At 32.9% G+C, this 26,778-nt stretch carries 13 protein-coding genes and 2 pseudogenes; 6 read left to right on the top strand and 9 right to left on the bottom strand.

Annotated features, from left to right (window positions below):
• Positions 1–187 precede the first annotated feature (187 nt).
• Both RGRSB_RS06640 and RGRSB_RS06635 read right to left on the bottom strand, forming a co-directional pair.
• Complete coding sequence (locus tag RGRSB_RS06640; RefSeq protein WP_232014484.1) at positions 188–928, bottom strand: lipoate--protein ligase family protein; 741 nt, start codon at positions 926–928, stop codon at positions 188–190.
• A 222-nt stretch (positions 929–1,150) separates the two neighbouring features.
• On the bottom strand, positions 1,151–1,372 hold the full coding sequence (locus RGRSB_RS06635; protein ID WP_119260371.1) for a hypothetical protein: 222 nt from the start codon (positions 1,370–1,372) through the stop codon (positions 1,151–1,153).
• 711 nt (positions 1,373–2,083) lie between these two features.
• On the opposite strand from RGRSB_RS06635, the gene recN reads away from it, so the two are divergent.
• Positions 2,084–3,844, top strand: a complete 1,761-nt coding sequence (recN, locus tag RGRSB_RS06630; protein ID WP_119260370.1) for a DNA repair protein RecN — start codon at positions 2,084–2,086, stop codon at positions 3,842–3,844.
• A 1,607-nt stretch (positions 3,845–5,451) separates the two neighbouring features.
• Here recN and cimA read toward each other — a convergent pair.
• The 4 genes and pseudogenes from cimA to RGRSB_RS06610 all read right to left on the bottom strand — a co-directional run bounded on the left by cimA (position 5,452) and on the right by RGRSB_RS06610 (position 12,478).
• Positions 5,452–7,080, bottom strand: a complete 1,629-nt coding sequence (gene cimA / locus RGRSB_RS06625; protein WP_119260369.1) for a citramalate synthase — start codon at positions 7,078–7,080, stop codon at positions 5,452–5,454.
• Positions 7,081–7,956: 876 nt separating this feature from the next.
• Complete coding sequence (gene nblS, locus RGRSB_RS06620) at positions 7,957–9,978, bottom strand: two-component system sensor histidine kinase NblS (RefSeq protein ID WP_119260368.1); 2,022 nt, start codon at positions 9,976–9,978, stop codon at positions 7,957–7,959.
• Positions 9,979–10,175: 197 nt separating this feature from the next.
• A pseudogene (locus RGRSB_RS11120) lies at positions 10,176–10,241 on the bottom strand (CP12 domain-containing protein); the annotation flags it as partial.
• A gap of 1,013 nt (positions 10,242–11,254) precedes the next feature.
• Positions 11,255–12,478 carry a methionine gamma-lyase family protein gene (locus RGRSB_RS06610; RefSeq protein WP_119260367.1) on the bottom strand — a complete coding sequence of 408 codons (1,224 nt, stop codon included), beginning with the start codon at positions 12,476–12,478 and terminating at the stop codon, positions 11,255–11,257.
• Positions 12,479–12,738: 260 nt separating this feature from the next.
• Here RGRSB_RS06610 and RGRSB_RS06605 point away from each other — a divergent pair, with 260 nt between their 5' ends.
• Together RGRSB_RS06605 and fmt are read left to right on the top strand one after the other, a co-directional pair.
• Complete coding sequence (locus RGRSB_RS06605) at positions 12,739–13,563, top strand: acyl-CoA desaturase (protein WP_119260366.1); 825 nt, start codon at positions 12,739–12,741, stop codon at positions 13,561–13,563.
• A 1,402-nt stretch (positions 13,564–14,965) separates the two neighbouring features.
• On the top strand, positions 14,966–15,961 hold the full coding sequence (fmt, locus tag RGRSB_RS06600) for a methionyl-tRNA formyltransferase (protein WP_119260993.1): 996 nt from the start codon (positions 14,966–14,968) through the stop codon (positions 15,959–15,961).
• 1,455 nt (positions 15,962–17,416) lie between these two features.
• Here fmt and trmFO read toward each other — a convergent pair.
• On the bottom strand, positions 17,417–18,787 hold the full coding sequence (gene trmFO, locus RGRSB_RS06595) for an FADH(2)-oxidizing methylenetetrahydrofolate--tRNA-(uracil(54)-C(5))-methyltransferase TrmFO (RefSeq protein ID WP_119260365.1): 1,371 nt from the start codon (positions 18,785–18,787) through the stop codon (positions 17,417–17,419).
• A gap of 2,133 nt (positions 18,788–20,920) precedes the next feature.
• Positions 20,921–21,451, bottom strand: a complete 531-nt coding sequence (gene infC, locus RGRSB_RS06590; RefSeq protein WP_119260364.1) for a translation initiation factor IF-3 — start codon at positions 21,449–21,451, stop codon at positions 20,921–20,923.
• A 994-nt stretch (positions 21,452–22,445) separates the two neighbouring features.
• On the opposite strand from infC, the gene RGRSB_RS10935 reads away from it, so the two are divergent.
• The 3 genes and pseudogenes from RGRSB_RS10935 to RGRSB_RS10925 all read left to right on the top strand — a co-directional run bounded on the left by RGRSB_RS10935 (position 22,446) and on the right by RGRSB_RS10925 (position 23,029).
• Positions 22,446–22,625 (top strand): hypothetical protein, encoded by a 180-nt coding sequence (locus tag RGRSB_RS10935; RefSeq protein ID WP_338063325.1) that lies wholly within the window; start codon positions 22,446–22,448, stop codon positions 22,623–22,625.
• Positions 22,626–22,711: 86 nt separating this feature from the next.
• Positions 22,712–22,855 (top strand): annotated as a pseudogene (locus RGRSB_RS10930) (alpha/beta fold hydrolase); the annotation flags it as partial.
• A 6-nt stretch (positions 22,856–22,861) separates the two neighbouring features.
• Complete coding sequence (locus RGRSB_RS10925) at positions 22,862–23,029, top strand: hypothetical protein (protein WP_338063324.1); 168 nt, start codon at positions 22,862–22,864, stop codon at positions 23,027–23,029.
• A gap of 1,694 nt (positions 23,030–24,723) precedes the next feature.
• On the opposite strand, the gene msrA is transcribed toward RGRSB_RS10925, so the two are convergent.
• Entirely contained in the window at positions 24,724–25,386 is a 663-nt protein-coding gene (msrA, locus tag RGRSB_RS06580; RefSeq protein ID WP_119260363.1) for a peptide-methionine (S)-S-oxide reductase MsrA, read from the bottom strand.
• Positions 25,387–26,778: the final 1,392 nt, after the last annotated feature.

The following is a 26,778-nucleotide window of genomic DNA, read 5'->3' as shown; positions in this document are numbered from 1 at the left end:
TGAACATTTTTAGTTTTAAGATAAATCTTTATATTAAAAATTATTAAGATTACTTTTTTTGTAGAACCAAACTTAGATTTATCTAATTAAAGAGATAACAGGAAAGATATAAAAATTATTTATTTTAAAATAAAAGCTTTTATTTCTATCACCTTTTTAAAAAAAGTTAATAATGTAACAAAATTTACTACAGTTTTAAATGACTCGATAATTGAATCACATCTTGCCATTCTTTTGAGGATAAAGGTTGAGAAATAAAATTTATATTAAAATATTGTTTTGCAGTTTCAATCAAAATATTAATAATAGTTTCTAAACAACAGTTTTTAGGTAATTGTTCAAGGAGTCCTATACTCCAAGGTGCAGCTTGATTAAAAACAGTTTTAAATAGTGTTTTATCAGTTGATAAAACCATAGATCCATGTTGTAATACAGATTGTTTTCCCCTTAGTTGTGCGCTTCCAATAAGTTTACTTCCATCAGAAGTAATTAAATCAGAAACAGTCACTGTATTGAAACAACTAGGGTTATGAATATGACCTCGTTTAGCTATTCCGTAATCTAACTCAATCCCTAAAGCTGACCAGCCTTTAATTAAAAACTGACAAATTTGTTGATAAATATCTATAGTTTTCCGATTATTGATTGGAGTAATTATCCCATAAGTTAAGTCTCCTTGATGAAGAACTGCTCGTCCTCCTGTGGAACGACGAACTAGTTCTATAGGACGTTTTTCCCAAGTCAAATTACACCAGGATAAAGGCCATTGTTTTTGTAAACGACCTATAGAAATTGTAGGTGATGACCAAGTATAAAAGCGTAATGTAGGAGGATGTTGTCCCTTTTCGTGTTGGATAAATAGCCAATTATCAATAGCCATTTGGATCATTCCTGATGCTTCAATAGGAGGGATTAAACGCCATTTCATAACTAATTGAGTTACTCCATAAAAATTACAAAAGACTATTCATATTTCAGCAAAGATAAGAGTATTTTAATCACGATGTTCATAAAGTAACTTTTTTAGTAAATTAAATAAAAATATATCTACTCATTGAGTCAAATAAGTATAATTTAAAATATAAATTAGTAAGTCACTTATGATTTATACCCGATTTTATAATCGGAGGATGGCTAATTCAAGAAGTTGTTAAAAACCGCTATCTCTAGCAACTTTTACAAATGACTCTTTTAGAAGAGGTGAAAATATGGTATAAATCACTTTCTGAGCATCAATCAATTGAGGTTCATTACGATCACCTTTATTACCACGAAAGACTTCAGAAATAGTTGATGGATTTCCAAGTTCAGCAAACATCGACATTAAACCTAGCAAAACATTTTGACTAGTTAAAAACTCACGGATCCTCATAGTAATACTTTATAAGGTTTAAATTTATCATAAATTTCTACTTGTTGATCAACAAATAACTAATCTTTATTAAATTTTGCATAATCACAAAACCTAATCCTAGAATTATAATCACCAATCCCAATTGTACGAATTATGATTTTTAAATTTTTCAATTGTGTTAACTACTGTTGTATCTACCAAGCGTATTTGAATCTATCAAAATCTCCTAGTTGTGATCAGACTAAAATAGTGAGTTGCTCAGTGAGCTTAAAATTGCTTAGAACAGAGACAATTTCTCTATAATTAATTTGTATACATTGGATTTAATTAAAAATTTGATAAGCATTTATTTTATATCAAAGATTGATCTTAAATTTATTACTGCTCTTCTAAACAAACAATACTAAATTAATAGCTAATAGTTTCTAATTTTATCGTTTTGACTGTATTGTAAAAATACAAAGCCCCTTTTCTTAATAAAGAGATGTTTTTGGGGAACTAAAAATTTTATAAAGGACAAGATTTTTCACTTTTATAAAAAATTAATTATAGTTGGTTTAAAAGGACTATTATTTTTACTTAAAATTTATTATCGATATACTGAGATCATTGGCATATCAAGACTAAGCCAGGGACTTTATCATAAAATTCAATCCTTTGTGTCTGAAATATTCACCTTAGGTTAAGATAAACAGAAGTCTTTGGTATTGATTAAGTCAAGGTTATTCAATGCTCTCTCTATTGCAGATTAAAAACTTTACCTTGGTAGACCAGCTAACCTTGGAATTTGGTCAAGGGTTAAATGTCCTTACAGGGGAAACTGGAGCAGGTAAGTCCATTATTCTCGATGCGATTGATATTGTTTTAGGTGGAAAAATCAATCATCGTTTAATTCGTCAGGGAATGCAACAAGCATCTATTGAAGCAACTTTTGAAATGAATAATGCTTTATACGCGTGGCTAGAGGAACAAGAAATTGAACCGTTGGAAGATAAAACTCTATTGTGTTATAGAGAGCTAACCCTCACAGGGGAAACCATGCGATCACGCTCACGGATCAATGGGGTGGTAGTGAATTTACAACTGATGGGAAAATTGCGTGATCGCCTTGTAGAAATTACTGGACAGGGACAAACTGTTCAACTGATGGACTCTATACGACAACGAGAATTACTAGACTTGTATGGGGGGATAAATCTTCTTAAACAGCGAGAATTAGTAGAGTCAGCTTACAAAAAATGGAAATTTACGGATAAAATACTCGAAAAACGCCGTAAATCAGAGGAAGAAAGATTACAACGCCTTGATATAATGGAATATAAATTGAGAGAATTAGAAGAAGCTGAATTAATCAATCCTGAAGAACTTGAACAACTTAACCAAGAACGTGACCGCCTCTCCCATGTAGGAGAGCTACAACAGTTGAGTTACCATACCTACCAACTGCTTTATCAAAATGATACTGGAGAACCAGCGATCGCCGACCAATTGGGAGAAGCTGAAGGTATATTGGCGAAAATAGCAGAATATGACAAGGAAATAAAGTTTATTTTAGAAATGATAAGATCTGCCTTGACTCAGGTAGTAGAAGCAGGACAGCAGATTAATGGCTATGGGGATAGATTAGAAGCTGATCCTGAAAGATTAACAGAGATAGAAGAAAGGATTAACTTGTTAAAGCGTATTTGTCGTAAATATGGTCCTTCTTTAGCAGAAGTGATTAATTATCATCAGAAATTACAGCAAGAATTAGAAGAATTAACTGACGATCAACAGTCTATTGAACAGTTAGAACAACATACTAGAGTTGCTAGAGAAACCTTCGATAAAACCTGTAAAATACTAACAGAATTACGTCAGAAAGCGGCTATAAAATTAGAAAAACAATTAGTTGAAGAATTAAAACCACTGGCAATGGATAAGGTAATCTTTGTCTGCCAGATCACCCCTTCTTTACCAAGAAGAACGGGAAGTGATGAAGTTATCTTTTATTTCAGTCCGAACCCTGGTGAAAAAGTAAAACCTCTTTCTAGTACAGCATCAGGGGGAGAAATGAGCCGTTTCTTATTAGCCTTGAAAGCTTGTTTTGCAAAATCAGAGAAGAACCCTCGAACATTAATTTTCGATGAAATTGATGCAGGAGTTTCGGGAAAAGTTGCCCAGGCTATTGGCGAAAAGTTACATAAACTTAGCCAAAAATATAAAGTTTTATGTGTAACTCATCAACCTTTAGTAGCTGCAATGGCAGATAATCATTTTCGAGTTACTAAGCAAATGATTGAGGAATCTTCCAAGACTAGAAAGCTAGAAAATGAGCAACTAAGTTTACCCAAAATTAGAACGGTTGTTCGAGTTACTAATTTAGATAATCGAGAGACTAGACGAGAAGAATTAGCCCAATTAACAGTAGGACATTCAGAACAAGAAGCGATTGAATTTGCTCAATCATTATTAGTTAGCGCGGAAGCGTATCGTTTAAAGAAGAGTTAAACTAACTTGGATATTACCTAACTTGGATATTGCCTAAGAAAAAAGATAGTTCTTCTATACTTAGAATAATTAAATGATAGCTAGGAATACGGAGCAGAGAATGGGAAATAATAAAGATAAAAAATCAGAGAAATATTCAGATATTTTAGTGATCTTTAAGAATTAATACTTCAGTAAAAAGGAGTAAATATTGCCGATAAATACAATTTAAAACTGAATTTTTTTTAAAATACAAGCTGTTCTGTTAATTAGCTATGACAATTTCCTTTAGCCGATTCTTAAGCATAAAAAAAGCGGTATAATCTACTATTTTGGTTGCTTGTTGTATGTCATCGATGACAACATTTGTATAGTTTTCTCTTAACTAAATAATTAAATCTTTTGCTTTATGGGTAGAAGAAAATATATCAAGAGAAAAAGTAAGTTCATACATAAATTAAAATAAGTTCTTCTTTAAGGCGAACAATATGAACAATATATAATTGTTATTTCTGTCGACTGAAAAATATAGTTTTTTACTAATTAATCTATATTTTTTAATATATAATTAATGCTTGTATCGTAGGCAATATTTTTATATATTTATGAGTTCAGATATTGACAAACAAACATAAATATAGTATATATAAAAATATAAAGTAATCACTAAAAACCAAAGAGTAAAAAACTATCTAAACTATTTCTAATAAATCAATGACTAAGTGTTATTAAGATCTCTATACTTGGTGTTTGATTGTTGAGTCTCAATATTCAGGCTGTAAGAGTTTATCCGAGATGTTTAACAACTTATATCATAATCAAGAGTTAGATTTAATTATGGTAATAGTTAAAAATTGACAAGTCTCAATCCAAAGAAGTAGTATATCACTCAGTTGAAAGTTTAGATATAATTAAATAATTTTTAGTTACTGCAATCATACAGTGCTCACTTTATCTATCCCAGTCCAGGAATTATATATTTGATATATATTTGACACAATTTTTTTTTGTTAATGCGCACTCCTTAAATCTTTTAACCTTCCTACCTCACGAAAATAAAAATTAAGTTTGAAGACACAGGATATTAATGAAGTCATTACAAACAATCTCATTCCAATTCTTCATTCACAGCAATTAAAAGAAAATAAGCTTATACGGAATATCTCAGTAGAAGAAAAAATATTATCTTAGAATTAAGGTAATCGCCACATCGTTCTTTTTGACTCCTCTTGACTTTGTGAAGAATAGACGAATTTAAATAAACTTTTTTCATTGAAAAAACAGCAGTTTTGATATCATCAATCCAACTTCAAAAGCTATTAATAGAAAATTAGAGAACATTAGCAAATTCAAGAATACCGTAATTCTAGAGGCTTTAGTAAAATTCTCAATAGAGCGATTTATTTAGCAACTGATGAAGACATAATTGGCCAATTCATCCACTGCTGTCATTATCGAGCTACCCGGTTTAAAACCGCTATTAACACTAAAACTTGGATTGCTTTACTACCAGAAAATGGATTGGCTAACTCCTACTCCAAAGCTTTCTCTGTTTCTTTAGTTTATTTTTATGGTTGACTTTCGATGCTTTTTAAACAAAGATCCCGTGATAGAGATACAACTTAAACTCATATGGTTACTGTATCTCCCATCGAATTTTTTAAAAATAAACCATATTCAATTCCTTCAACAACTGCCTCATAGGAGGCTTCCAAAATATTGGGGGAAACCCCGACGGTAGTCCAACGTTCTTTGCCATTACTAGACTCAACCAAAACTCTTGTTTTAGAAGATGTTCCTGATTCTCCATCTAGGATCCTAACCTTATAATCCGTTAGATGAAACTCTGCAACTTCCGGATAGAAATTTTCTAAAGCTTTCCGTAAAGCACTATCTAGGGCGGCAACGGGACCATTCCCTTCGGCTACCTCCAATCTATCTTCTCCATTAACTGTAACTTTAATAGTTGCTAAAGCATTACTGTAAGATATTTCTTGTTCTTGTAACATATCACAATGTACTTGAAATCCTTTAAGTTGAAACATAGTTTTTCGTTGTCCCAATGCTTGACGCATTAAAAGTTCAAAACTAGATTCAGCTGCTTCAAATTGATATCCTTCATGTTCTAATTTTTTAATCCGTTCTAAAATATCGCGACAAGCAATATCTTCTTTTTTTAACTCAATTCCAAAGGTTTTTGCTTTTAATAAAACATTACTTAATCCCGACTGCTCAGAAATAACAATACGCCGCTTATTTCCAATTTTTTCAGGTTTAATATGTTCATAGGTTAGGGGATTTTTTTGAACAGCTGAAACATGAACTCCTCCTTTATGGGCAAAGGCAGAACGCCCTACAAAAGGAGCATGATCATCCGGTGCTAAATTGACAATTTCACTAATTAAACGGCTAGTTTGACTTAATTGCGTTAATTGAGTATCTCTTAAACAAGAATATCCCATTTTAAACTGTAAATTGGGAATCAGGGTACATAAATTAGCATTACCACACCTTTCCCCATATCCATTGATTGTTCCATGAATCATTCTCACACCTTCTACTACCCCAGCTAACCCATTCGCTACGGCAGTCCCTGAATCATTATGAGTATGAATACCTAATTTAGGAAAGGTCTCTTTATCAGGACCTACATCTAACTCTTCTACCACTTCTTTAACAATTTGGCTCACTTCTTGAGGCAAAGTTCCACCATTGGTATCGCATAAGACTAACCAAATAGCCCCTGCATTTTTAGCAGCTTTCAGCGTTTGTAAAGCATAATCAGGATTTTGTTTATAGCCATCAAACCAATGTTCTGCATCGTAAATTACTTTTCTTCCCTGGCTGCACAGATATTCAATCGTATCTCTTATCATTGCTAAATTTTCTTCCAAGGTGGTTTTCAACCCCTCAATAACGTGGAGATCCCAAGACTTGCCAAAAATAGTTACCCAACGAGTTCCGGCGGCCAAAATCATTTGTAACATTCGATCACGATCTGAGGAAATATACGGACGACGGGTGGAACAAAAAGCGACGACTTCGGCTTGAGTGAGAGGTTCTTCCCGTAACTTCCAGAAAAATTGTGCATCTTTCGGATTAGCTCCTGGCCACCCTCCTTCAATAAAAGGAATCCCTAGCTTATCGAGTTGGTGAGCAATTTTCAGCTTGTCCTCTAGAGATAGGGAAATTCCCTCCCGTTGCGCTCCATCTCTTAAAGTTGTGTCGTAAAGCAAAACCTGATTGGCTATACCCATATAATTATTACTACCTAATAGTAAATGTCCGTCAACTTCAAACAAGTTAAAATAAACGAGATTAGTTTCGACTATCACAGTGCAAGGCAAAAAGACCATTTGCAATCACAACACTAAACTAACCAAAGCCGTGTTTTTGTACGGCACCACACCTCGCTCTACAATGATAAGCCAAAATCTAGGGAGTAGTCAGTACAATGAAAAGACTAAAATTAAATTGATATTTCTATCGATGAGTAACGCAAGTACACGGTGCAGGCTTCCCTACGTCAGTATAATGTGTTACTATTCAATCGATTTTTTCTAGATAAAAAATATTACTATCCATCTAGCCCTCTACCAAATACTTCCATAATCAATACTATCGACTATCTATCGGCTGTAAATTTATAGTTGAATCACAAGAAAAACTTTCTTACACGTTTCAAGCTTTCTAGCATTGTTGATTGTTTTGCACAACTTGAGGATACACATTATAATAGCCAGTTGAAAAATTTAACCCAAATGGGTGAGCTATCTGGGGGAAGTACAAAAATAGATAAACTTCTAAACTGGATATCGTGAGAGGTGCTTAACGACACTAACTAAGTCACGGCATCAAATAAAAGTCTTTCGTTCTCATTTTTTATTGTCTAGTCTAAGCAGGAGAACCCCCATGGAGCTTATATCTCTTTCCCTTATTTTGGCTGGGACTTTTCTGGCAGATTATCTCCTTTACAGTTGAGTCGGGGGTGAACTCACTTTCTGGGATACTAACTGCAGTAGGTAAATAAAACTAAGGCACAGCAGCTGTACCGCAAAGGCAGGTTCGAGACTGTCCCTGCAGGTGGTGCTGTTATTTTTTTTGCTGTGATTGTAGCAACCTTTTTAACAACCTTAAGTTCCAAGAGAAGTTGAGGTTGATTTTTTGGGGTTTTGACTTTCTTCGAGGGAGATGCAACTATCTTTATATGTAACTAAGTCAAACCAGAAAGTTGTTCCAACGCCGACCTCACTAATTAAATGAATCCGACTATGGTGTTTATCAATAATGTTTTTAACAATGGAGAGTCCTAGTCCTGTTCCTTCTAGTGTATGAACACGGTTTTCCACACGAAAGAAACGGTCAAAAATCGCCTCTTGATCTTCAGGATCAATCCCAATTCCTGTATCAGCAATCTCTATTCTTACCTGAGGTTGATAAGTAGGGTTATGAGCGCTTTTCGTCATTTGGTAAGCTCGAATCACGATTTTTCCACCCGCCTCGGTAAATTTTAAGCTATTACCGACTAGATTAGTCATAACTTGGAGTAAAAGGTCGTAATGTCCTAAGATAGGAGTTAAATTTGGTTCTATCTCTTGAGTTAAGGTTAATTGTTTATCCTTAGCATTTAGTTGGTAAGTACGCAGAATTTGTTCGACCACCTGATTAATATCAACCCGATCAAGATGATAAATTTTTGAAGATTCTAAACGAGATAGATCAAGAACATCATTCACCAAACGAGTGAGGCGATCGGTTTCGTTGTTGGCAGTTTCTAAGAACTCTCTACGTTCGTTTTCTGTTAGATCTTTGCCAAATTCACTTAGAGTTTCAATAAAAGATTTGATATTGAATAAAGGGGTTCTTAACTCATGGGAAACATTACTTATAAATTGGCTTTTAGCTGTATTTAGCTCCACTTCACGGGTAATATCTTGCACCGTCATCGCAATGCCTTTGAGGGTTTCGCGGTATTGGTCAAAAACTTGGGTTAAGAGAACCCGGATAATACGCTGGGTCGGCTGGGTTAGCGTAATACGAAACTCCCAAGGAGGTTCTCCTTGATGACTATCAGAAATTTCAGAAAGTAATTCTGAGGAGTTTTGGTCTTCGTTTGTGTGAGTGTCTTCCTGAGCCATCTCTTGAAGAGGAGCTGTCAATTGCCAGGTTAATTCTGGGGACAAAAGTTCAAAGATATTAGTTCCAATGACATCTTTTCCTTCCCAACCAAACATCCGCCGTGCCCGTGGGTTAACTAATAGTAATTGCAAGTTAGAGTCAAGCAGAATGGCCCCATCAACGATAGTTGAAACGAGGGTTTCCAGCTTAGCCTTCTCGGCGGTTAATTCTTCAATATTTTGTTCTTCATAGCGTTCGAGACGTTCAGCCATTTCATTGAAACTACAGATTAATTCTCCTAATTCTCCTTTAAAAGGTAGATTAATCCGTTGTTTAAAGTTTCCGGCGGCAATATTTTTGACCCCGACTAACAATTCTTTAATTGGTCGGGTAATGGTTAAAGCGTTAAAAACGGCCCCTAAAATAACCATAGCCCAAATAGCGACAAAAACCGCAATTGTAACATCTCGAGTAAGGTTGGAGGAGTTTACCACTGTAGGATTAGGATTAATGCCAATAGCGAGAATTCCTAAATAGTTACCGTCATGTTTCAATGGAATAAAAACATCAGTTACCTTTCCATCAGGACCGAGATGTTGACGGACAAGAGGAAAATTAGCATTTGTCAGATCAGTTTTAGGTAACTGGATATGCCGTTCGATGGTTAGAGAATTTCGAACTTCTGCGGCGGAATAGGGAATACCGAACAAAATTTGACCATTGCGATCAGCATATATGATATAACGGACGCTAGAGGTGCTTTGATAGAAACGACTGAAAATGTGAGCAACATCAGTTAAGTGATCTTCAGCGATCAGGTGAGCAACGTTAGATGCCAACAAAAGCCCCAAATCTCGGCCGAAGCGAGTATCATTCAACTGGGCTTCTTGCTGAATGCTATTGACTGCCCAAAAGGTTAACCCACTCATGAACAAAGAAACAGCTAGAGTAGCTCCTGCCATTAATCTGGTTTGCAGGGCAAACTCTGACCACCGGCGTCTAATAATTTCTTGAATTGTTGTCAAAAGTATCAGCAAGATAGACTCAAAATGGATAGTTTTACATCTCTATTGGTTTTACCACCTTATTCTAAATTGTAAATGACTTCTAAGCTTAGGAAAATGGTCACTTCCTATGCTTCATAATCATCAATTTTCGTAAAAAACACTCTACTACATATGGTAATCTTGTAAGGTGTGATAAATGATAATACAAGGGGTAAAGTATTCTTAGATTAAACATCATAAATGCGGTATTCATCAGCTTCGGGGTATTCTCGACAATACCGTCGTAAGTTAGTGGGTTCTTATCGATGAAAACGTAAATAAGGAGTTTCGTTATCTTATCCCATGCCGTAGCCACTTTAGAGTTATGTTTGCAGTCTAGTTGATGAGCTTTGATGATAGATTGATCAATTCTTTATCGAAATGCATGAATTCATGAATTATAGTTAGGTTTCCTTTTTACATCTGTATTTATTTACTTGCCTTATCTTGTTCTAGGTGGAGTTCTAGCTTATGCCTCACTTACTTTGATCATCCATTTAAGTGAAGTTTAGCTAAAACTGATTATATAGGTTACCAGTCATAAATTGATAGATAAACTTGAATATAGACTATATGAAAGCATAGGTAATCGCTAAAATTAAAGAGCATAAAACTGATCTAAAAGAGTAGATTATCGAAAGAAAAGATAGGTGTGAAGACTTTTGTCTAGAAATTAAGTGTTATTTAGACTTCTACATTTTTTTATAACTAAACTCAATATTCATGCTATGACAATTGGTCTAAGATGTTTGACTATTTATCCTATAACCAGGAATATGATCTTATGATTAGGAATAGCTAAAAATCAACGAGTCTTAATTAACTTAAGAAAGTACCAGTTATTTGGAAGCCTAGAAATTAAGAAAGATGGAAAACCTATTTATTTAAAATTCAAGGTTTTGAATTCTTTTTTAAAAGATATCGTCCAGTTTTTAGACTATGTCTTTTCAAGACAGTCAAAACATAAATAATGAGGCTAAGGAGTTAATCGATATATGGTTGTCTCTTAAAGTTAACTTTTACCCTATTTTAGTTTCAGAGTATTTGAACTAAAATTTAATTCTCTCATTTTGATCTACTTATTTTTTAAAAAATTAGTTGTTATTAAGCAATTTTAAGTCAATACAATATGTTGTAATTGCCTTATTTATTCCGGACAACATATTTTGTGGAAAACCGAACAGAATGTGACTCCTACAGACATTAAAATGAAGAAGTCGTTATTGACTGATGAAACGAAAGAAATGAGTTAATCCTCTTCATAATGTTAGATTATTGTCTTAAGTGCTGCTTCTAATGCGATGGAAATATGAGTCCAATGGGTTCCCCCCTGGCAAAAAACAATGTAAGGTTCTCGCAGGGGTCCGTCAGCAGAAAGTTCTGAGGTACTTCCATCTACAAAGGTTCCTCCAGCCATGACTAATTGACTTTCATATCCTGGCATTATGGCGGGAACAGGGTCTAAATAGGAACCTACTGGAGAACAGCTTTGAATTGCCCGACAGAAGGAAATTAATTTCTCTGGAGAACCTAATTGAATCGCCTGAATAACATCCCGACGGGGAACTAACGGCAGTGGATTAACAGGATATCCTAATTTGTTGAAAACATAGGCAATTAAATGACTTCCTTTGACTGCTTCCCCTACTATTTGTGGTGCTAAAAACAATCCCTGAAATAACAACCGATTTTGATTAAAAGTTGCTCCTCCTTCTGTGCCAATTCCTGGAGCAGTTAAGCGACAAGCTGCCATTTCTACCAACTCTTTTTGTCCTGCAACATAGCCTCCAGCCGTAACTAAAGTTCCCCCAGGATTTTTGATTAAAGAACCTGCAATCAAATCTGCACCGACAGCTGTCGGTTCAATGGTTTCAATAAATTCCCCATAACAATTATCCACAAAACAAACTGTATTAGGGTTTTGCCGTTTAATGACAGCAATAATTTCTTCAATCTCTGCAATCGAAAGGCTTTTACGCCAAGAATAGCCACATGAACGTTGAATCAAAACAAGTCGAGTATTGTCACTAATAACAGTTTTTAGAGTTTCCCAATCGAGGGTTCCTGAATCAAGTAACGGCACTTCTCGGTAATCAATGTTAAACTCTTTCAAGGAACCTTGATAATTCCCTCGTAGACCAATAACCTCTTCGAGGGTGTCATAGGGAGAACCAGCAACCGACAACATTTCATCCCCTGGACGGAGAATACCGAATAAAGCACAGGTAATCGCATGGGTCCCTGAGACGAACTGTACTCTAACGACGGCTGTTTTAGCTCCCATAACTTCTGCAAAAACCTTGTCTAGGGTTTCTCGTCCTAAGTCGTTGTGTCCATAGCCACTAACACTGGCAAAATGGTGAACCCCAACGCGGTGAAGGCGAAAAGCACTTAAGATTTTTTTGAGATTTTGCTTGACCTTGGCGTCGATTTCCGAAAAAATCGGGAGGAGAGCTTTTTCTGCCTCTTCTAGAATCGTTGTGCTTTTCATTTGTTCTCCAAAAAGACAATTCTGTTGCTGATTACTGATTCTAAAGACGAAACAGTTATTTGTGTCAAATAGGGAAATCTAGACTAGTTCAATTATGGTAAAATACGGAGATGACCGTTTTCGTGAAAAACCTAATAATCTAATTTTCATGACCGATTGTCTTTATACATGATCGATTGTCTTCATAATTGAAAGGCTAGTTTTTAAGTTACGCACTCTGGCGTAATCTCGTCTAAATACGTTTACATTTAGGTTACTACATGACTGTTGCTACTTCTCAAAAACTTCCCCTCGACTGGACAGTTATCATATACATGGCTACGATTCATCTAGTAGCATTACTGTCTTTGTTACCTAGCAATTTTAGTTGGGGAGCAGTTGGTCTTGCATTTTTTCTGTATTGGGTAACAGGGGCTTTAGGGATTACCTTAGGGTTTCACCGTATGGTTACTCATTGTAGTTTTCAAGTTCCAAAATGGCTGGAATATATACTCGTTTTTTGTGGAACTTTAGCCTGTCAAGGTGGACCCATTCGATGGGTGGGGTTACACCGACTTCATCACAAATATTCTGATACTGAAAATGATCCTCATGATTCCAATCTAGGATTTTGGTGGAGTCACATGGGATGGATGCTACATGAGATTAGTGCTGATAATGAAGTTCCCCGTTATACTCAAGATATTGCGGGAGACCCCTTTTATCAATTTTGCCAAAAGTATATGATTTTAATTCAAATGGCGTTGGGATTACTCCTTTATTTCTTGGGAGGATGGCCTTTCGTTATTTGGGGTATTTTTGTTCGTCTAGTAATAGTTTTCCACTTTACTTGGTTTGTCAACAGTGCTACCCACAAATTTGGCTATAAAAGTCATGAATCTAACGATAATTCTAAAAACTGTTGGTGGGTAGCTCTTCTCACTTTTGGAGAAGGCTGGCATAATAATCACCATGCTTATCAACATTCTGCCCGTCATGGTTTAGCTTGGTGGGAGATTGATATTACTTGGATGACTATTCAGGTATTAAAGTCACTGGGGTTAGCAACTAATGTTAAATTAGCTCCAAGTCGAGAAACTAATTAACTTTTAAAACCACCTAAATTCTCTGGGGCAGATATCACCTGCCCCAGAGAATTTAGGTGGTTTAGGTAATAATCTTTCCAATTACAATTAGAATAATCCCTCATAAACTTCTCCAACGGATAATTCTATATTTTAATCAACCCCATCAAGGAAAGTAAGATTAGTATAAATGCTCTAGATAGTGCTAAATAAATTTGGTACTTACTCAGGTCAATAGTTAGGCTTTAGTAAATTCAAAATAGGCAATTATTTTGCTATTTTAGTAGAGTTTGGCATTGTTTCTAACAACTATAATAATTTCTCCTACGTGACAATTATTTCCATCCTATTATAAATAATAATATAGATTTTTTTAAAAAAACTTTCGTCTGTTTGACATTAGAAAAACTAGGAAAAGTATAGATATTGCACCCAGATTGATTGACATAACGCGTTTTAATTGATGTCCTACATTTTTCAGGGATTTTAGTTATTTATTTAGATTTACCTCCAAAATAATGTGATTTTGCAAGAAGTTTACTTAAAATTAAGCTCTGTTGTTGAATATTTTAATTTAATTGATGATAATTTGGATGTATTTACTCTGTTAAATCTTATTCCTAACATAGGATAGGATTCTATCTCCCGTCTCTCAAACAAAACTTCGTAATAGACCAACTTCATTAATACTAGCCATCATTTCTAAAATTGCCGTAAAACTATATTTAATCAAAGCCAGACTGAACATTGATCTGTACTTGATAGTGTAATTAATGAGGGTAGATTAAAATTTTTTGTTTAAGAAAAGGGAATAGTTAGTATTAACAGGAATCCAAAAGTAAGGTCATTTTGTGAATATCTTTTGAGTGATTGAACAGGATTAATTTATAATTATATCTCAACAATTTTAAGTCTGAATTTAAATGAACTCGATTTGTTTTAGTTTCTTTAAGTCTTGTTTCATTACTATTCAGGTAATTTGTAAGCTCTTTAAATATTGTTTAATACATTTAAGTAATATAGGGCTTACCCATTGTATCGTTAATATTACTTACCAATAGGTGCATTTTAAATTTACCAATTTATTTGGATAAATAAACATTTAATTAATGACTAATTAAGAAAAAAATAGATATTGTTTGACTGTTATCCAGCAGAGATAAACTCTTCTTTAAGAGGATAAAATAAGAACCTCTGTCAATTTGTTAAAATCGAAAAGTATTTATTAAATAAATTTCAAGAGTAGTGAAAAGTCTTTTAGCTAGTGGTTTATGGCGAATTGTTTAATCAGATATTATGATTAATTAACAATGATCGCCTACCTACTCTACACCAAGGCTTAACATTTTGCCGATAAATAGGCTTTAAGATTGTATTGGGGGTATTCTTCCTCCCTTCTTCCTCTTTTTTTCCACTTCTTTATATGCAGGTTATTCTTTTTGGAACTCCCCAATTTGCCGTCCCTACGTTGCAAAGATTGCTAGATCATCCTGACTGTAAAGTTATAGGAGTCGTTACTCAACCCGATAAACGACGGGGACGGGGTAAGCAATTAGTACCCTCTGCTGTCAAAAAAGTTGCTCTACAACATAATTTACCTGTCTGGCAACCTAAAAGAATCAGAAATGCACAAAAGACCCTATCTGAGCTTAAGGAAGCCCGGGCAGATATTTTTGTTGTTGTGGCTTATGGACAAATCCTGTCCTCTGAGATCTTATCTATTCCTAAACTGGGCTGTATTAATGTTCACGGCTCAATTCTGCCTCAATATCGCGGAGCAGCCCCCATTCAGTGGAGTTTATATAACGGAGAGCAACAAACGGGAGTTACTACTATGTTAATGAACGAGGGAATGGATACAGGAGATGTATTGCTTAAACTTATCAAACCTATTGGTTTATTAGATAATTATCAGAAAATTGCCGAAGAACTAGCTCAAAATGGGGCAGATTTATTATTGGAAACCCTACAAAAACTAAAAGTTGGGGATATCATTGCCACTCCTCAAAATCCAACAGAAGCCACCTACGCTCCGTTAATTCAAAAATCTGACTATGAAATTGATTGGTCTAGATCCGCAATCGCGATTCATAATCAAGTGCGGGGATTTTATCCTAATTGTATTACCAATTTTCGTGATCAATCCCTGAAAGTCATGACGACTATTCCATTAGAAAATATTGATTGGGAGTCTTTGCCCTTAACGTTTCAACCCCTTCGGCAACAATCAACAAATTTACTAAATCTTCAAGGAAAACCAGGGGAAATTCTGAGTAAGATTAAAAACTTTGGACCTGTCGTACAGACAGGAGAAGGACTGCTTCTCTTACAAGAAGTACAATTATCGGGAAAACGCCGTCAGTCAGGGTGGGATTTTTTTAATGGAACTCGTGTAAAGGTGGGAGAAATCTTTTTATGACTAGCTTTCAGATGATTTATTGGCTTATATAGATATTATTCCTTAATAATGTCAATTTTAATTTACTAAACAGTGTATTGTCTCTAAATAGGCGGTGAGACAGTAACGAATATTTTCAATTATCAGAGGGCCATCCAATAGTTTTTTTCTAGGGGGTTAAGTTGATTAGACATAGAAAAAAACTTTACGCAAAAAAACAGCCATTAACCTTGTATTAATAGTGATAATGGTCTTCAAGAATCGTATATATTTATCCTTTTAATTCTAGATAATTATCAGCTTGAAGTCTCCAATCAATTTGGTAATTATCTAGGGTTTGATGAGGACATGTTAAGATTACCTGTGTTGGTAAAGACTTTGTTTCCACTTTTGAGTGGTACTGCTGACTACATTAGTTAATTTTAGCGTGCTCTTTTTACTTTCTAATCAATCTAGCTCATATCGTGATAGCTTTTTTTAAAAATTATCATCTGTATAATTGCCCTTAGATTGAAGCTTAAATCTAGATAAAAATAAGGTTAAAAGATTTCGTTAAAGATAAATAAGCTTACTAAACTAAACGCTAAAATACAAGCAGAAAGACCACTGCTGCGGACATAGTGTTCATGGCTCCATAGCCAACAGTTAGAATAAAGAGACTGACACTAAAGACATTTCCTATTGAGACTGCTAATCTTTTCCGAGATGACGAACAAAGTCTTGTAGTGGTACAGTTTTTTATTTTTTCAGGTAAGAGTATTTCTTTTTTGATAAGCAACCATTGAACGACCGATAAAGTGAAAATTAACTTTGGCAAGAGATATTATGGTAAGTAATTAAGTCCAAAGGATAAATTCTGAAACCTGAAACAAAATAATCCCTAGTTAATAGAACAAAATAACTCCTGAATTATTCCTATACAAAAGTACGAAGGATAAGTAGACAGTAGTTAAATATTGACAGGTAAACTTAAATATAATCTAGTCCAAAAACATAAAACGATTGTAAAAAATAAAGGACAGAAAACTATCAAAATAGGAGATGGCTATCGGCACTTTTATAAAGAAATCAATAGCTAAGTGTCATTGTACTTGATCACTGAATCTCAATATTTGGACTGTGGCTATTTATTTGAGATATTTAATAATATATCTCATGACTAGTAATTAAGTTTGACGATAGAAACATCCAAAGATCTACTGGTCTCAGTAAGAAAAAGAAAGATAATTTTGGGTTAAAAACTTAGATATAAAGAAAAATATAACGACTGTTTATTCAAACAAGTTATAAAAAGTTAAGGTTTTGAAAAGTTTTCATAAATAATCTTGTTCTATTTTATTTAGCTAAGATGATTAAAACTTAAATCTAGAATTATTTCTTAAAGTCAACTGCGATCTTATATTAAAGTATTTAAATCGAAATCTAATACCTTAAGTGACTATTTTTTCAACTTCTAATCACAATTGGCAAATTTCCCTAACCTAATAGAGTAAGAGGAAAATCTGCTCGAAATTTGGTTAAAATCCATTGATCTAAATTCTCTAAAGCACGATCACGGTATTGTTCGTAGCGTTCTCGTTTATTGCGAACCTTTTGTGGTAGTTCCGGCATGATACCAAAATTAGGCGGCATCGGTTGAAAATATTTAGGAGATGCATTACTAATAAATTCAAATAACGCTCCCATCATAGTCATTTTAGGAATAGTAACAGGATTTAATCCTAAAACTAACCGTGCAGCATTTATCCCAGCTAACCAACCTCCAGCTGTGGCCGCTGTATATCCTTCTGTTCCTACCAATTGACCAGCTGCTAATAGAGTAGGACGAGATTTAAACTGTAAGGTAGGTTCAAGTAATTGAGGAGAATTAATAAAGGTATTGCGGTGCATAACCCCCATACGAATAAATTCTGCCTTTTCTAACCCTGGAATTAATCTAAATATCCGTTTTTGCTCTCCCCAATGCAAATTGGTTTGAAACCCTACCATGTTCCATAAACGACCATGTTTATCCTCTTGACGCAGTTGTACCACCCCATAAGGGCGTTTTCCTTTATTTTTAGGATCACGGAAGTCTCCTAAACGTGGATCAAATAGTCCCACCGGTTTTATCGGTCCATAGCGCATGGTATCTTCTCCCCGCCTAGCCAATTCTTCTATAGGAAGACAACCTTCAAAAAATTTAGCAGTTTCTTGCTCAAAATCCTTTAATTTTACTTGTTCTGCTCGACATAATTCCTCTCGAAAGTGTAGATATTGTTTTTTATTGAAGGGACAGTTAAGATACGCCGCTTCTCCTTTGTCATAACGGGAAGCCAGAAAAACAATATCACGGTCAATTGAGTCCCCGACAATGATGGGACTAGCTGCATCAAAAAAGCTTAAATAGTCCATTCCTGTAAATCTTCGTAAGTCTTCTGCTAAAGCAGAAGTGGTCAACGGTCCGGTAGCAAGGACAATTATCCCTTCTGAGGGAATTCTAGCTGTTTCTACTCTTTTTAAAGTAATTAGAGGATGTTTAGCTAAGGCTTGAGTTAACTCATGGCTGAAGATCCCTCGATCTACTGCCAATGCCCCTCCCGCAGGGATTGAATTTTTATCGGCGGTTTGAATGATAATTGACCCTAAACGGCGTAATTCTTCGTGGAGAAGTCCAGAAGCGCGATCGCTCGACATTGCCCCAAAGGAGTTACTACAAACCAATTCAGCTAATTCTTCGCTATGGTGTGCTGGACTTGTTGTGTGGGGACGCATTTCATAGAGGATAACAGGAACCCCTGTTTGGGCAATTTGCCAGGCCGCTTCGGTTCCGGCTAATCCTCCTCCGATGACTTGAACAGTGGACATACATTTTATATTTGACTAAGTTGCTTGGTTTGGTTTAGATGTCATCGTCCGGTAGAGGCTGAACCCTAATTGTAGGTTGGGCAATACCCACCCCACAAGATAAAAAATGTTAGAGAGGCTAATTTTTATTATTACTACACATTTAGTACTATTCAACTATTAGTAACCACGTCCTAATTTGGGATAGTGAACCGCCATTACCCCATCATATAAAACCTTGTCTTTTTAGTTACTCTATAAATGATCCAGTGATAGTTACATTCCATGCAATCTCCTATTTGACACTCTATATAGAAGAATAAGGCATCTTTCAAAATTAGAAAACTATTGTCAGCTGTTTTAATTTTTATCTCCTCAAAACAATCTTCTCTAAGTCTAAAGAGTTCAAAAAAATACCTCATTTTTTATTTTGAGACTGTAATGGTAGAATCAGGGGGATTAAAGGTGGCTCAAAACATATAAAAGGCCAACATGCTCCCCAACTTTTTTGTGTCGACAAGTTACAATATACAATGAACTCAAAATACACCCTAATACTTGCTCTGTTTTCACTTTTTGGGATTCTATCAACCAAAATTTTGGTTTAAAAGCTATCTTTTTCCTTAATTATTTTCAATAACTTCAAGTGTTCTGAAAATTGAAATAATAAAATATTGGATGATAAGATTGCTCATAATTAGAATAAATAAGGGTAATTTATGTGCTATTTATAATAAGGCTTTTAGGGCTTCTGTATAGTTACCATTCACATGATTGAAGATGACATAATTAATAGTTTTAGAATAAATACATTTTTTTAAAATTTGTAAAAGATTTCAATAAAAGATTTTTTAGATAGATAGAAATGATGAGTGTGAATTTGCTGTTGTTCCTTAGCATGGGCTTGCAAGCATAACTCATAAGTTCCAATAGAAAAAACAAATACCTTTAGTCCTTATGATTAACTTTCAATAGATAATCAAAAAGTTTTGTATATAATTTTTTTAAATTAAATCTAGTATTTTATAGATAGTAATTAACTGATTTTTGTATTATTTAACTTGGTGAATTGAAACAAATTAAAGATTAGCTTAAAAAATAGTAAGCTACTCGATAAGTCATTAATATTTCTGACATATATTGGATATTGTTTTAAAAAACAATCAAAAAAATAACTATTTTAAATACTCTTAATTTTCCAAAGACTGTACTAATTAATCACAAATACGGCTGTTAATCTTATGTATATAAATACAGAAAAAATAGAATGTGAGATGTCTAGGTTGATGACAAGTAATAAACAGACTACCCCACAAACTAATTCCTGATCAATGGCAGAAAAACAACCAATCACAATTAAATTTTATAGGAGGAAAACCTAATAATTTTGTATTTGAATCTTAGAAGAACTTTTCAAATATATTCAACAGTAAAATAAATAACTACAAAAAATAATCTTAACAGAATCGAATAGAAAATCTAGACTAAAAAGAAAAAGCTAACAGCTTGAACAGAAAAACTATATTACTGACGGAGAGTAACACTAACTAAAATATTCAATAGACAGATAAAGTCGACTGAGTAATATCGATCTTAGATATTTTTTAAACAATGTAGAAACGACAAGAAATTACTGTTTATAACAAAACATTTAATCAAATGCTACTACTAATAGTACCAATAAATAAATGCAGTGTAGGCAACTGTAGCAGGACATCAGACCTAATCAACATGTTGAAATCTTAAGGGATCATAGCAAATTATAGTTAAATATCTTAACCATGTTGCAGCGATTTTTTTACTTGATGGGTTGTCAGAACAGTTTGTAAATATCCTAAAATACTTTGTAAACTATAATTTTTAAATTTATCAAAGACGATTTTAGCTGAAACAGATGAAGATAAAACAAAGAAAAAAATAGTTTTCACTCCAAACAAAGTCTAATCAGAAAAAGATTTCATCAAATAATCAAGAATCACAACTCCACAATCTAACAGAAAAACAATCCCTTGTTATTAGATAACAATATCAAAATATTTATTTCTAAAAATTCCGACTAACTGTAATAAGAAGATAAAACAATCCCCTCAGACTAAAGAGGGGAGTTAACGAGTTTAATTGTGACTAAATTATCAACAAGTTTTTAGTCTTTCTTTATTTCTTGGGGGTTAAGAACATCATCATGTTTCGTCCCTCCCGTTTAGGACTTTGTTGAATGTCAGCGATGTCTTTAAGATCTTGAGCCATACGGTCCAGTAAATCTAAAGCCAAATTGGAATGTTGAATTTCCCGACCTCGGAATGTAACCGTCGCTTTAACTTTGTCACCAGACTTAAGAAAACGTTTGGCTTGATTAATACGTACCATATAATCGCTTTCGCCGATTTTGTAGCGCATTTTTACTTCCTTAACATCGGCTGTATGTTGCTTTTTCTTGGCTTCCCTGGCTTTTTTCTCCTGTTCAAATTTATATTTGCCATAATCCATGATTCGGCAGACAGGAGGTTTAGCCGTTTCACTCACCAAGACTAAATCAAGCTCTTTTTCTTGCGCTATAGTTAACGCTTCATCAGGAGTCAGAAGACCGACTTGCGCGCCATCGCTATCGATGACCCGGATTTCAGGAAAACGAATTCTTTCGTTGATTTTGGGGAGATCTCGTTGGGAGCGTCTTTTATCTATCACAGGCGTTTGTTGTTGTATCTTAAATAGATGGACGAACTTAAATGAATATAGATGAATAGAGTGACCAGTTTTATTTTACTAACTTTTAACTAGGTTCTATTTTAAAATAGAAGCCACCTATTGAAAAATCATGTCAAAGATGCACTATCTAGAATGGATAAAGCAATCACTAATAAAACTACGGTCAACCTCAAAGAATAATTTCCTTTCAGTTTAACACCAATTATCAATCAATTTTTTAGCCCTCATTAATTCTAATTAGATAAAAGCTCACAGAACACTAAAAAGGAGAGTCAAGATAGTCTCAGACTTTTCAACTAAGATTTTATCAGTTCCACATTATTGTTTTAGGACTTAGAGGTAATATTAAATAACCTAATATTTTGACTGAAGAAATATGTCTTTAATAACTGCATTTAAATTTCGATACTTTTTTTTAAAAAAAGTATTGAGTAGTATTGTCTGTAAATTTTTTAAAAAAAATTTAGACTTTTTCAAACTCTTTTAAATGAATGATTATCTTATTTTCCTTTATATTTAGGCTTTCAACTGACTGGTACACTCCTTTTTTGATTGAGACTTATCTATGTTTAGCTATTCTTGTCAACTATTCTTGTTGTTAACCCTAATTTCTAGTTATTGTATAACCTCTTAAACGTATAGAACAAACAATTACAGCTCAAATGCTGAGATTAAGGAGTAAACGCCAAACGTAGGAGTCTAAATGACAATTAGCTCTTGAATTCCTTCTGATAGTTTGGACAAGTATCTCCTTTTTTCTATCAATTTTCTTTTTTTTAATTCTAGCGACCGCTCTATATCCTAACACATCTTATGTTCAAGTTTATCTCTTAATGCGTAACTCCTAAAACTTATCAATGATTTAAATGAAAACTATTGAAAACCTTGATAATACTAGGTTTTGTGATTTTTTCTGCTCATCCTTGAAATTTTTTCAGAATAAACAAGGTTCAAAGATGTACAACGGCAAAGATTGAGTGTCTCAGATGAAATCTTGGGAGTTTGGGAGCAACGCATTGGACAACAGCTAGACTGGATTTGGCGCGGTTGGAAGATTCGATATGCTTATTTTCGATCTTCTCTAAATTTAAGCCCTGAGCAATATCCTCCTCTAATCTTATTGCATGGGTTTGGCGCTGCTATTGAACATTAGCGACATAATATTTCTATCCTAGCCGAACAGCTACAGTTTACACTTTAGATTTATTAGACTTTGGTCGCTCGCAAAAAGCAGCTACGAACTACAGTATCTATTTGTGGACAGAATTAGTTTATTATTTTTGGCAGACTTTTATTGGTAAACCTGTCATTTTAGTGGGGAATTCAATCGGTTCCTTAATTTGTTTAACGGCGGCAGATAATTATTCTAATATGGTGACATAAATTGTTATGTTGAGTTTACCTAATACTTCTTTGCGACAAGAAATTATTCCTCGATGGTTGCAACCAGTAGTTACAACGGTAGGAAATTTAGTTTTTTTCCCTTTATTACTCAAAGGATTGTTAATAATTAATTATACGCCGTCCTGGTGTCATCCTTATTTTTGGTTAAATTAGCTTATGAAGATTATTCAGCAATCACGGATGAGTTGGTAGAAATTATAACGACTCCTACTTATGACGAAGGGGCTGCTCGAACGTTATGTTTGTTAGCATAGAGAGCTAGAACATCTAATTTTTATCCCTCTGCTCAATATATTTAGCCTGAATTAATCATCCAAATACTATCAATCTATAATCTTAAAAATCGATTATTTTCTCTATGTTTAACACCAATTCTTGTAAAATACAATTATTGTATTACTTTAATTCAATTAGAGATAATCGGCTATTACTGTCATGATAAATACCCTAAATAATTTAACTTTATTTTGCTGAATTGGAGTGCAATATTAAACAGTAAATTAGTTAATTTATAAGTAAATAAACAAGAATCCTTCTTAAGGATTAGATGCCAAATAAAATATTAACCGGCAAAATGTTACGTAGGAAAAGTTAGATAAATTACAGTATTATAAGTAATTTTTTTCTTTTTTTTAAGTAATGCACTAAAAAGTATTTTTGTGTCTTATACTATGCTACTATTCTCTATAGTTTAGGGTTATTTTAATATATACAGCATACCGAACTGATGATATAAAATTAACTGGTCAAATACCAAATTAAAATACTTAAGAGTTAAAAATTAACATAATTTATTAATCTATAAGCTTTCTTTTTAATTAACTTCGATTTATTGTTAATACTTCTACTATTACTTGACTAATTTTTTAATAAAAAGAGGTAATTGTTCTTGTAACATAACGCTTAATTGTTTTATACATTTTGAATATGATAAAGTTAGTTTTCCTAAAAATTAACTAATCTCAATAGTTCTGATACACTATATGGACTTTTTTTGTAAAAAAACAATTTTTTAAAATAGGTATATTTTTGAGAAAATTAGTGAAGTTTTATACATCTTATTATTTTGATTTTTGATTTTTTTTAAAACTTTAATTTGATTGTATAGTTACAATATAACTGATTCAGTTATATTGAATATATATGCCAATAATTCAGTTTATAACACTTATTTATACTAAGGTTTTCAATAATTATATTGAGATATTTTTAATATATATTTTTTTATTTAAAATACTTAAATTTTCTCTAAATTTGTTTTCACATCGAACTTCTCATAGTTAATCTCTCCTTTAGATGAAGTTGCCTGGTGGTTAAATTAAAATAAATACAAGTTCCTCCTTAAATCCACTTGTTTGATAAATCAAATTAATTCTATTTAATCTAAAATCTTATAAACGGAAATTGAAGTACTTCTTAGCCTGAATATATAGACTATTAAAAGTTTATATGTCTCTTAATAAGATGGTCAGTCTTAAACTAATTTTTAAATCTAAATAGATCATTTTATCAGTACTATTTATTACTTATATTGTTTATATATATCTTAGTATATTAATGTACAATCAATTATATTAATAACACCATTAATATAATTGATTTTTAGTTTTTATTGAATTTTTAAGCAGTTTAAATCACTTTTTGTATATTATAAATAAGGTTTTAAAAAAAACTAAATATAACTATTTTTTAGGGATAGAACAAAAAATAGTTTAATATGTATCTATGATAAGAAGTTTACTTTTCTGACATCAACAAATATTTTTTTACTAAAAAGGAAACTATTTATATAGTTTAGTCAGATTTTAAATAAACTTAACACCTGATATAAAATCATTGATTAACAGTTAATTAACCGTGGTATTAAAACCCACAGAAAAGCTAACATTCGTTCCTCCTAACCCACAATAACCGTTAGGATTTTTAGCCAGATACTGTTGATGATAAATTTCTGCATAGTAAAATTCAGAAGCATCTAAAATTTCTGTAGTAATTTCACCATATCCCGCTCTAGTTAATGCTTTTTGGTAAACTTTTTGGGAGGCTTCTGCTTGTTGCTTTTGTTCGGGGGAATAAACGTAAATTCCTGAACGATACTGAGTTCCTATATCATTTCCCTGACACATTCCCTGGGTAGGATTATGACTTTCCCAAAATATCTTTAACAGTCTTTCATAACTAATAACTTTGGGATTAAAAATTACTAACACTACTTCATTGTGACCAGTAAGTCCAGTACAAACTTCTTGATAAGTAGGATTCGGAGTTAATCCGGCTGTGTACCCTACTGCAGTAGTATATACCCCTTCAAGTTGCCAGAATTTACGTTCCGCTCCCCAAAAACATCCTAACCCAAACATTGCGGTTTTCATTCCTTCAGGAAAGGGGGGTTTAATAGGATTTCCATGAACATAGTGGAAAGCCGAGACCAACATTTTCGTTTCTCGTCCAGACAATGCTGTCTCAGGAGTAGGTAGGGCTAATTTTTTGCCAAATCCGGATATTTTCATAGTCTTTTTACCTAAACAAATATTTTATTCTTAATCTTAAACAAAAAAAACAGTTTGTGGTTAATCACTACCACATCCACTATGTCTATTGTAACTACTGCAGCAACCATGCTCTAATCTACGAGAATGGTAAATTTCACCTATACGTTGATTTCCCAAATGAAAGATATCACTAATATGAATAACATAATATTCAAGACATTTTTTAGATGTTTGATTTATTTCATAAAAGTAGTATGTTAGACAACAAAAAATTTTGTCTAGCAAGCTAACTTACAGTTCTATTTTATTTCTAGTTTAATTTGTGTGTAACTTTTTACAATTTATGTTAAAAATTAACATAGATAATCATTAAAAATCAGAGTAATTTAACCTTAAATTTCGTAAAAAAACAAATATATTTAAAGTTCTATCTCCTCTTTAAGAAAGTATCAGAAATATTATATTCCTTCTAAGATTAGATTGTCACTGTCTTAAATATAATTAAAAACTTTGATAGATAAAAATAATTTTATTTTAATTAGTTTAAATGAAGAACAAAAAAAGCTCGCTATTCTCTTTCAAGGAGCAAATCAAAGAGAAGACCGAGTAATTTTAGCAAATAATTTTTATAACTAATATTTGAGAATATTCTCTATTTTACAAATAAATAAAATAACTTTTTTGAAGTAGCTGGTTAATAATCTTTTTTTTAAAAAATATATATTATGTGTTTTTTAAACCTTTATTATATACAATATATTTTTTTTGTTAAAATTTTTTATAAAGTAAAATATATAACCTTTATTGTAATTAGAAGTTGATTCTTATATTGATTTAAAAAATAGTCAAAGATTTTTTATAAAAAAATATAAATATTCTGGTCTAGATAAATCAATCAATTCACTTTTATTTAAAAATGGTTTTTTAATAAAATTAGATATAGCGTATCACTTTTAAAGTAATTAACTACAATTAAATTGTAAAAAAGTAATAAAACAACAAATTTACTAAGATTTACTACTCTAAAGTTTAGAGGATACTACATTTGAGTAATTCAAAGTTTTGAAAATTGATTCAGACATAATTAACGTAAAATTATCTCATTATTGAATGTGTTAGTGGGATAGAATCCTTAAATCATTACGAGTCTACTATGAGTTTAGATAGCTTTCAACTTGTCAATATTTGACGAAGTTTTTCTTTAAAATTATCTAAACAAGATTGTAAATCGATAATGTAATTACTCAAATCAAACAAAATTAGTAAAAGAACAAATATTTTATTTGCTGAAACTTGAGAATAACTTATCCTAAATATACTTATTGAGACTTTATTTGTGGGCGATTCTAAGCTATAAATAGTAAAGATAAAAAGTTCATTAAACTTATAAAACCATCTCAAGAGGAAATT

Origin of the sequence: cyanobacterium endosymbiont of Rhopalodia gibberula (assembly GCF_003574135.1) — a bacterium.
In the GTDB taxonomy this organism is placed as follows: Bacteria; Cyanobacteriota; Cyanobacteriia; order Cyanobacteriales; family Microcystaceae; genus Rippkaea.
The sequence above is the reverse complement of the archived record's forward strand: the minus strand, read 5'-3'. Positions and strand labels throughout refer to the sequence as shown.

Excerpts from the sequence above, each read along its gene's own strand:
- RGRSB_RS06640 (WP_232014484.1), bottom strand. The coding sequence starts at position 928 with ATGAAATGGCGTTTAATCCCTCCTATTGAAGCATCAGGAATGATCCAA.
- RGRSB_RS06635 (WP_119260371.1), bottom strand. The coding sequence starts at position 1,372 with ATGAGGATCCGTGAGTTTTTAACTAGTCAAAATGTTTTGCTAGGTTTA.
- recN (WP_119260370.1), top strand. The coding sequence starts at position 2,084 with ATGCTCTCTCTATTGCAGATTAAAAACTTTACCTTGGTAGACCAGCTA.
- cimA (WP_119260369.1), bottom strand. The coding sequence starts at position 7,080 with ATGGGTATAGCCAATCAGGTTTTGCTTTACGACACAACTTTAAGAGAT.
- RGRSB_RS06610 (WP_119260367.1), bottom strand. The coding sequence starts at position 12,478 with ATGAAAAGCACAACGATTCTAGAAGAGGCAGAAAAAGCTCTCCTCCCG.
- RGRSB_RS06605 (WP_119260366.1), top strand. The coding sequence starts at position 12,739 with ATGACTGTTGCTACTTCTCAAAAACTTCCCCTCGACTGGACAGTTATC.
- fmt (WP_119260993.1), top strand. The coding sequence starts at position 14,966 with ATGCAGGTTATTCTTTTTGGAACTCCCCAATTTGCCGTCCCTACGTTG.
- trmFO (WP_119260365.1), bottom strand. The coding sequence starts at position 18,787 with ATGTCCACTGTTCAAGTCATCGGAGGAGGATTAGCCGGAACCGAAGCG.
- RGRSB_RS10925 (WP_338063324.1), top strand. The coding sequence starts at position 22,862 with ATGTTGAGTTTACCTAATACTTCTTTGCGACAAGAAATTATTCCTCGA.
- msrA (WP_119260363.1), bottom strand. The coding sequence starts at position 25,386 with ATGAAAATATCCGGATTTGGCAAAAAATTAGCCCTACCTACTCCTGAG.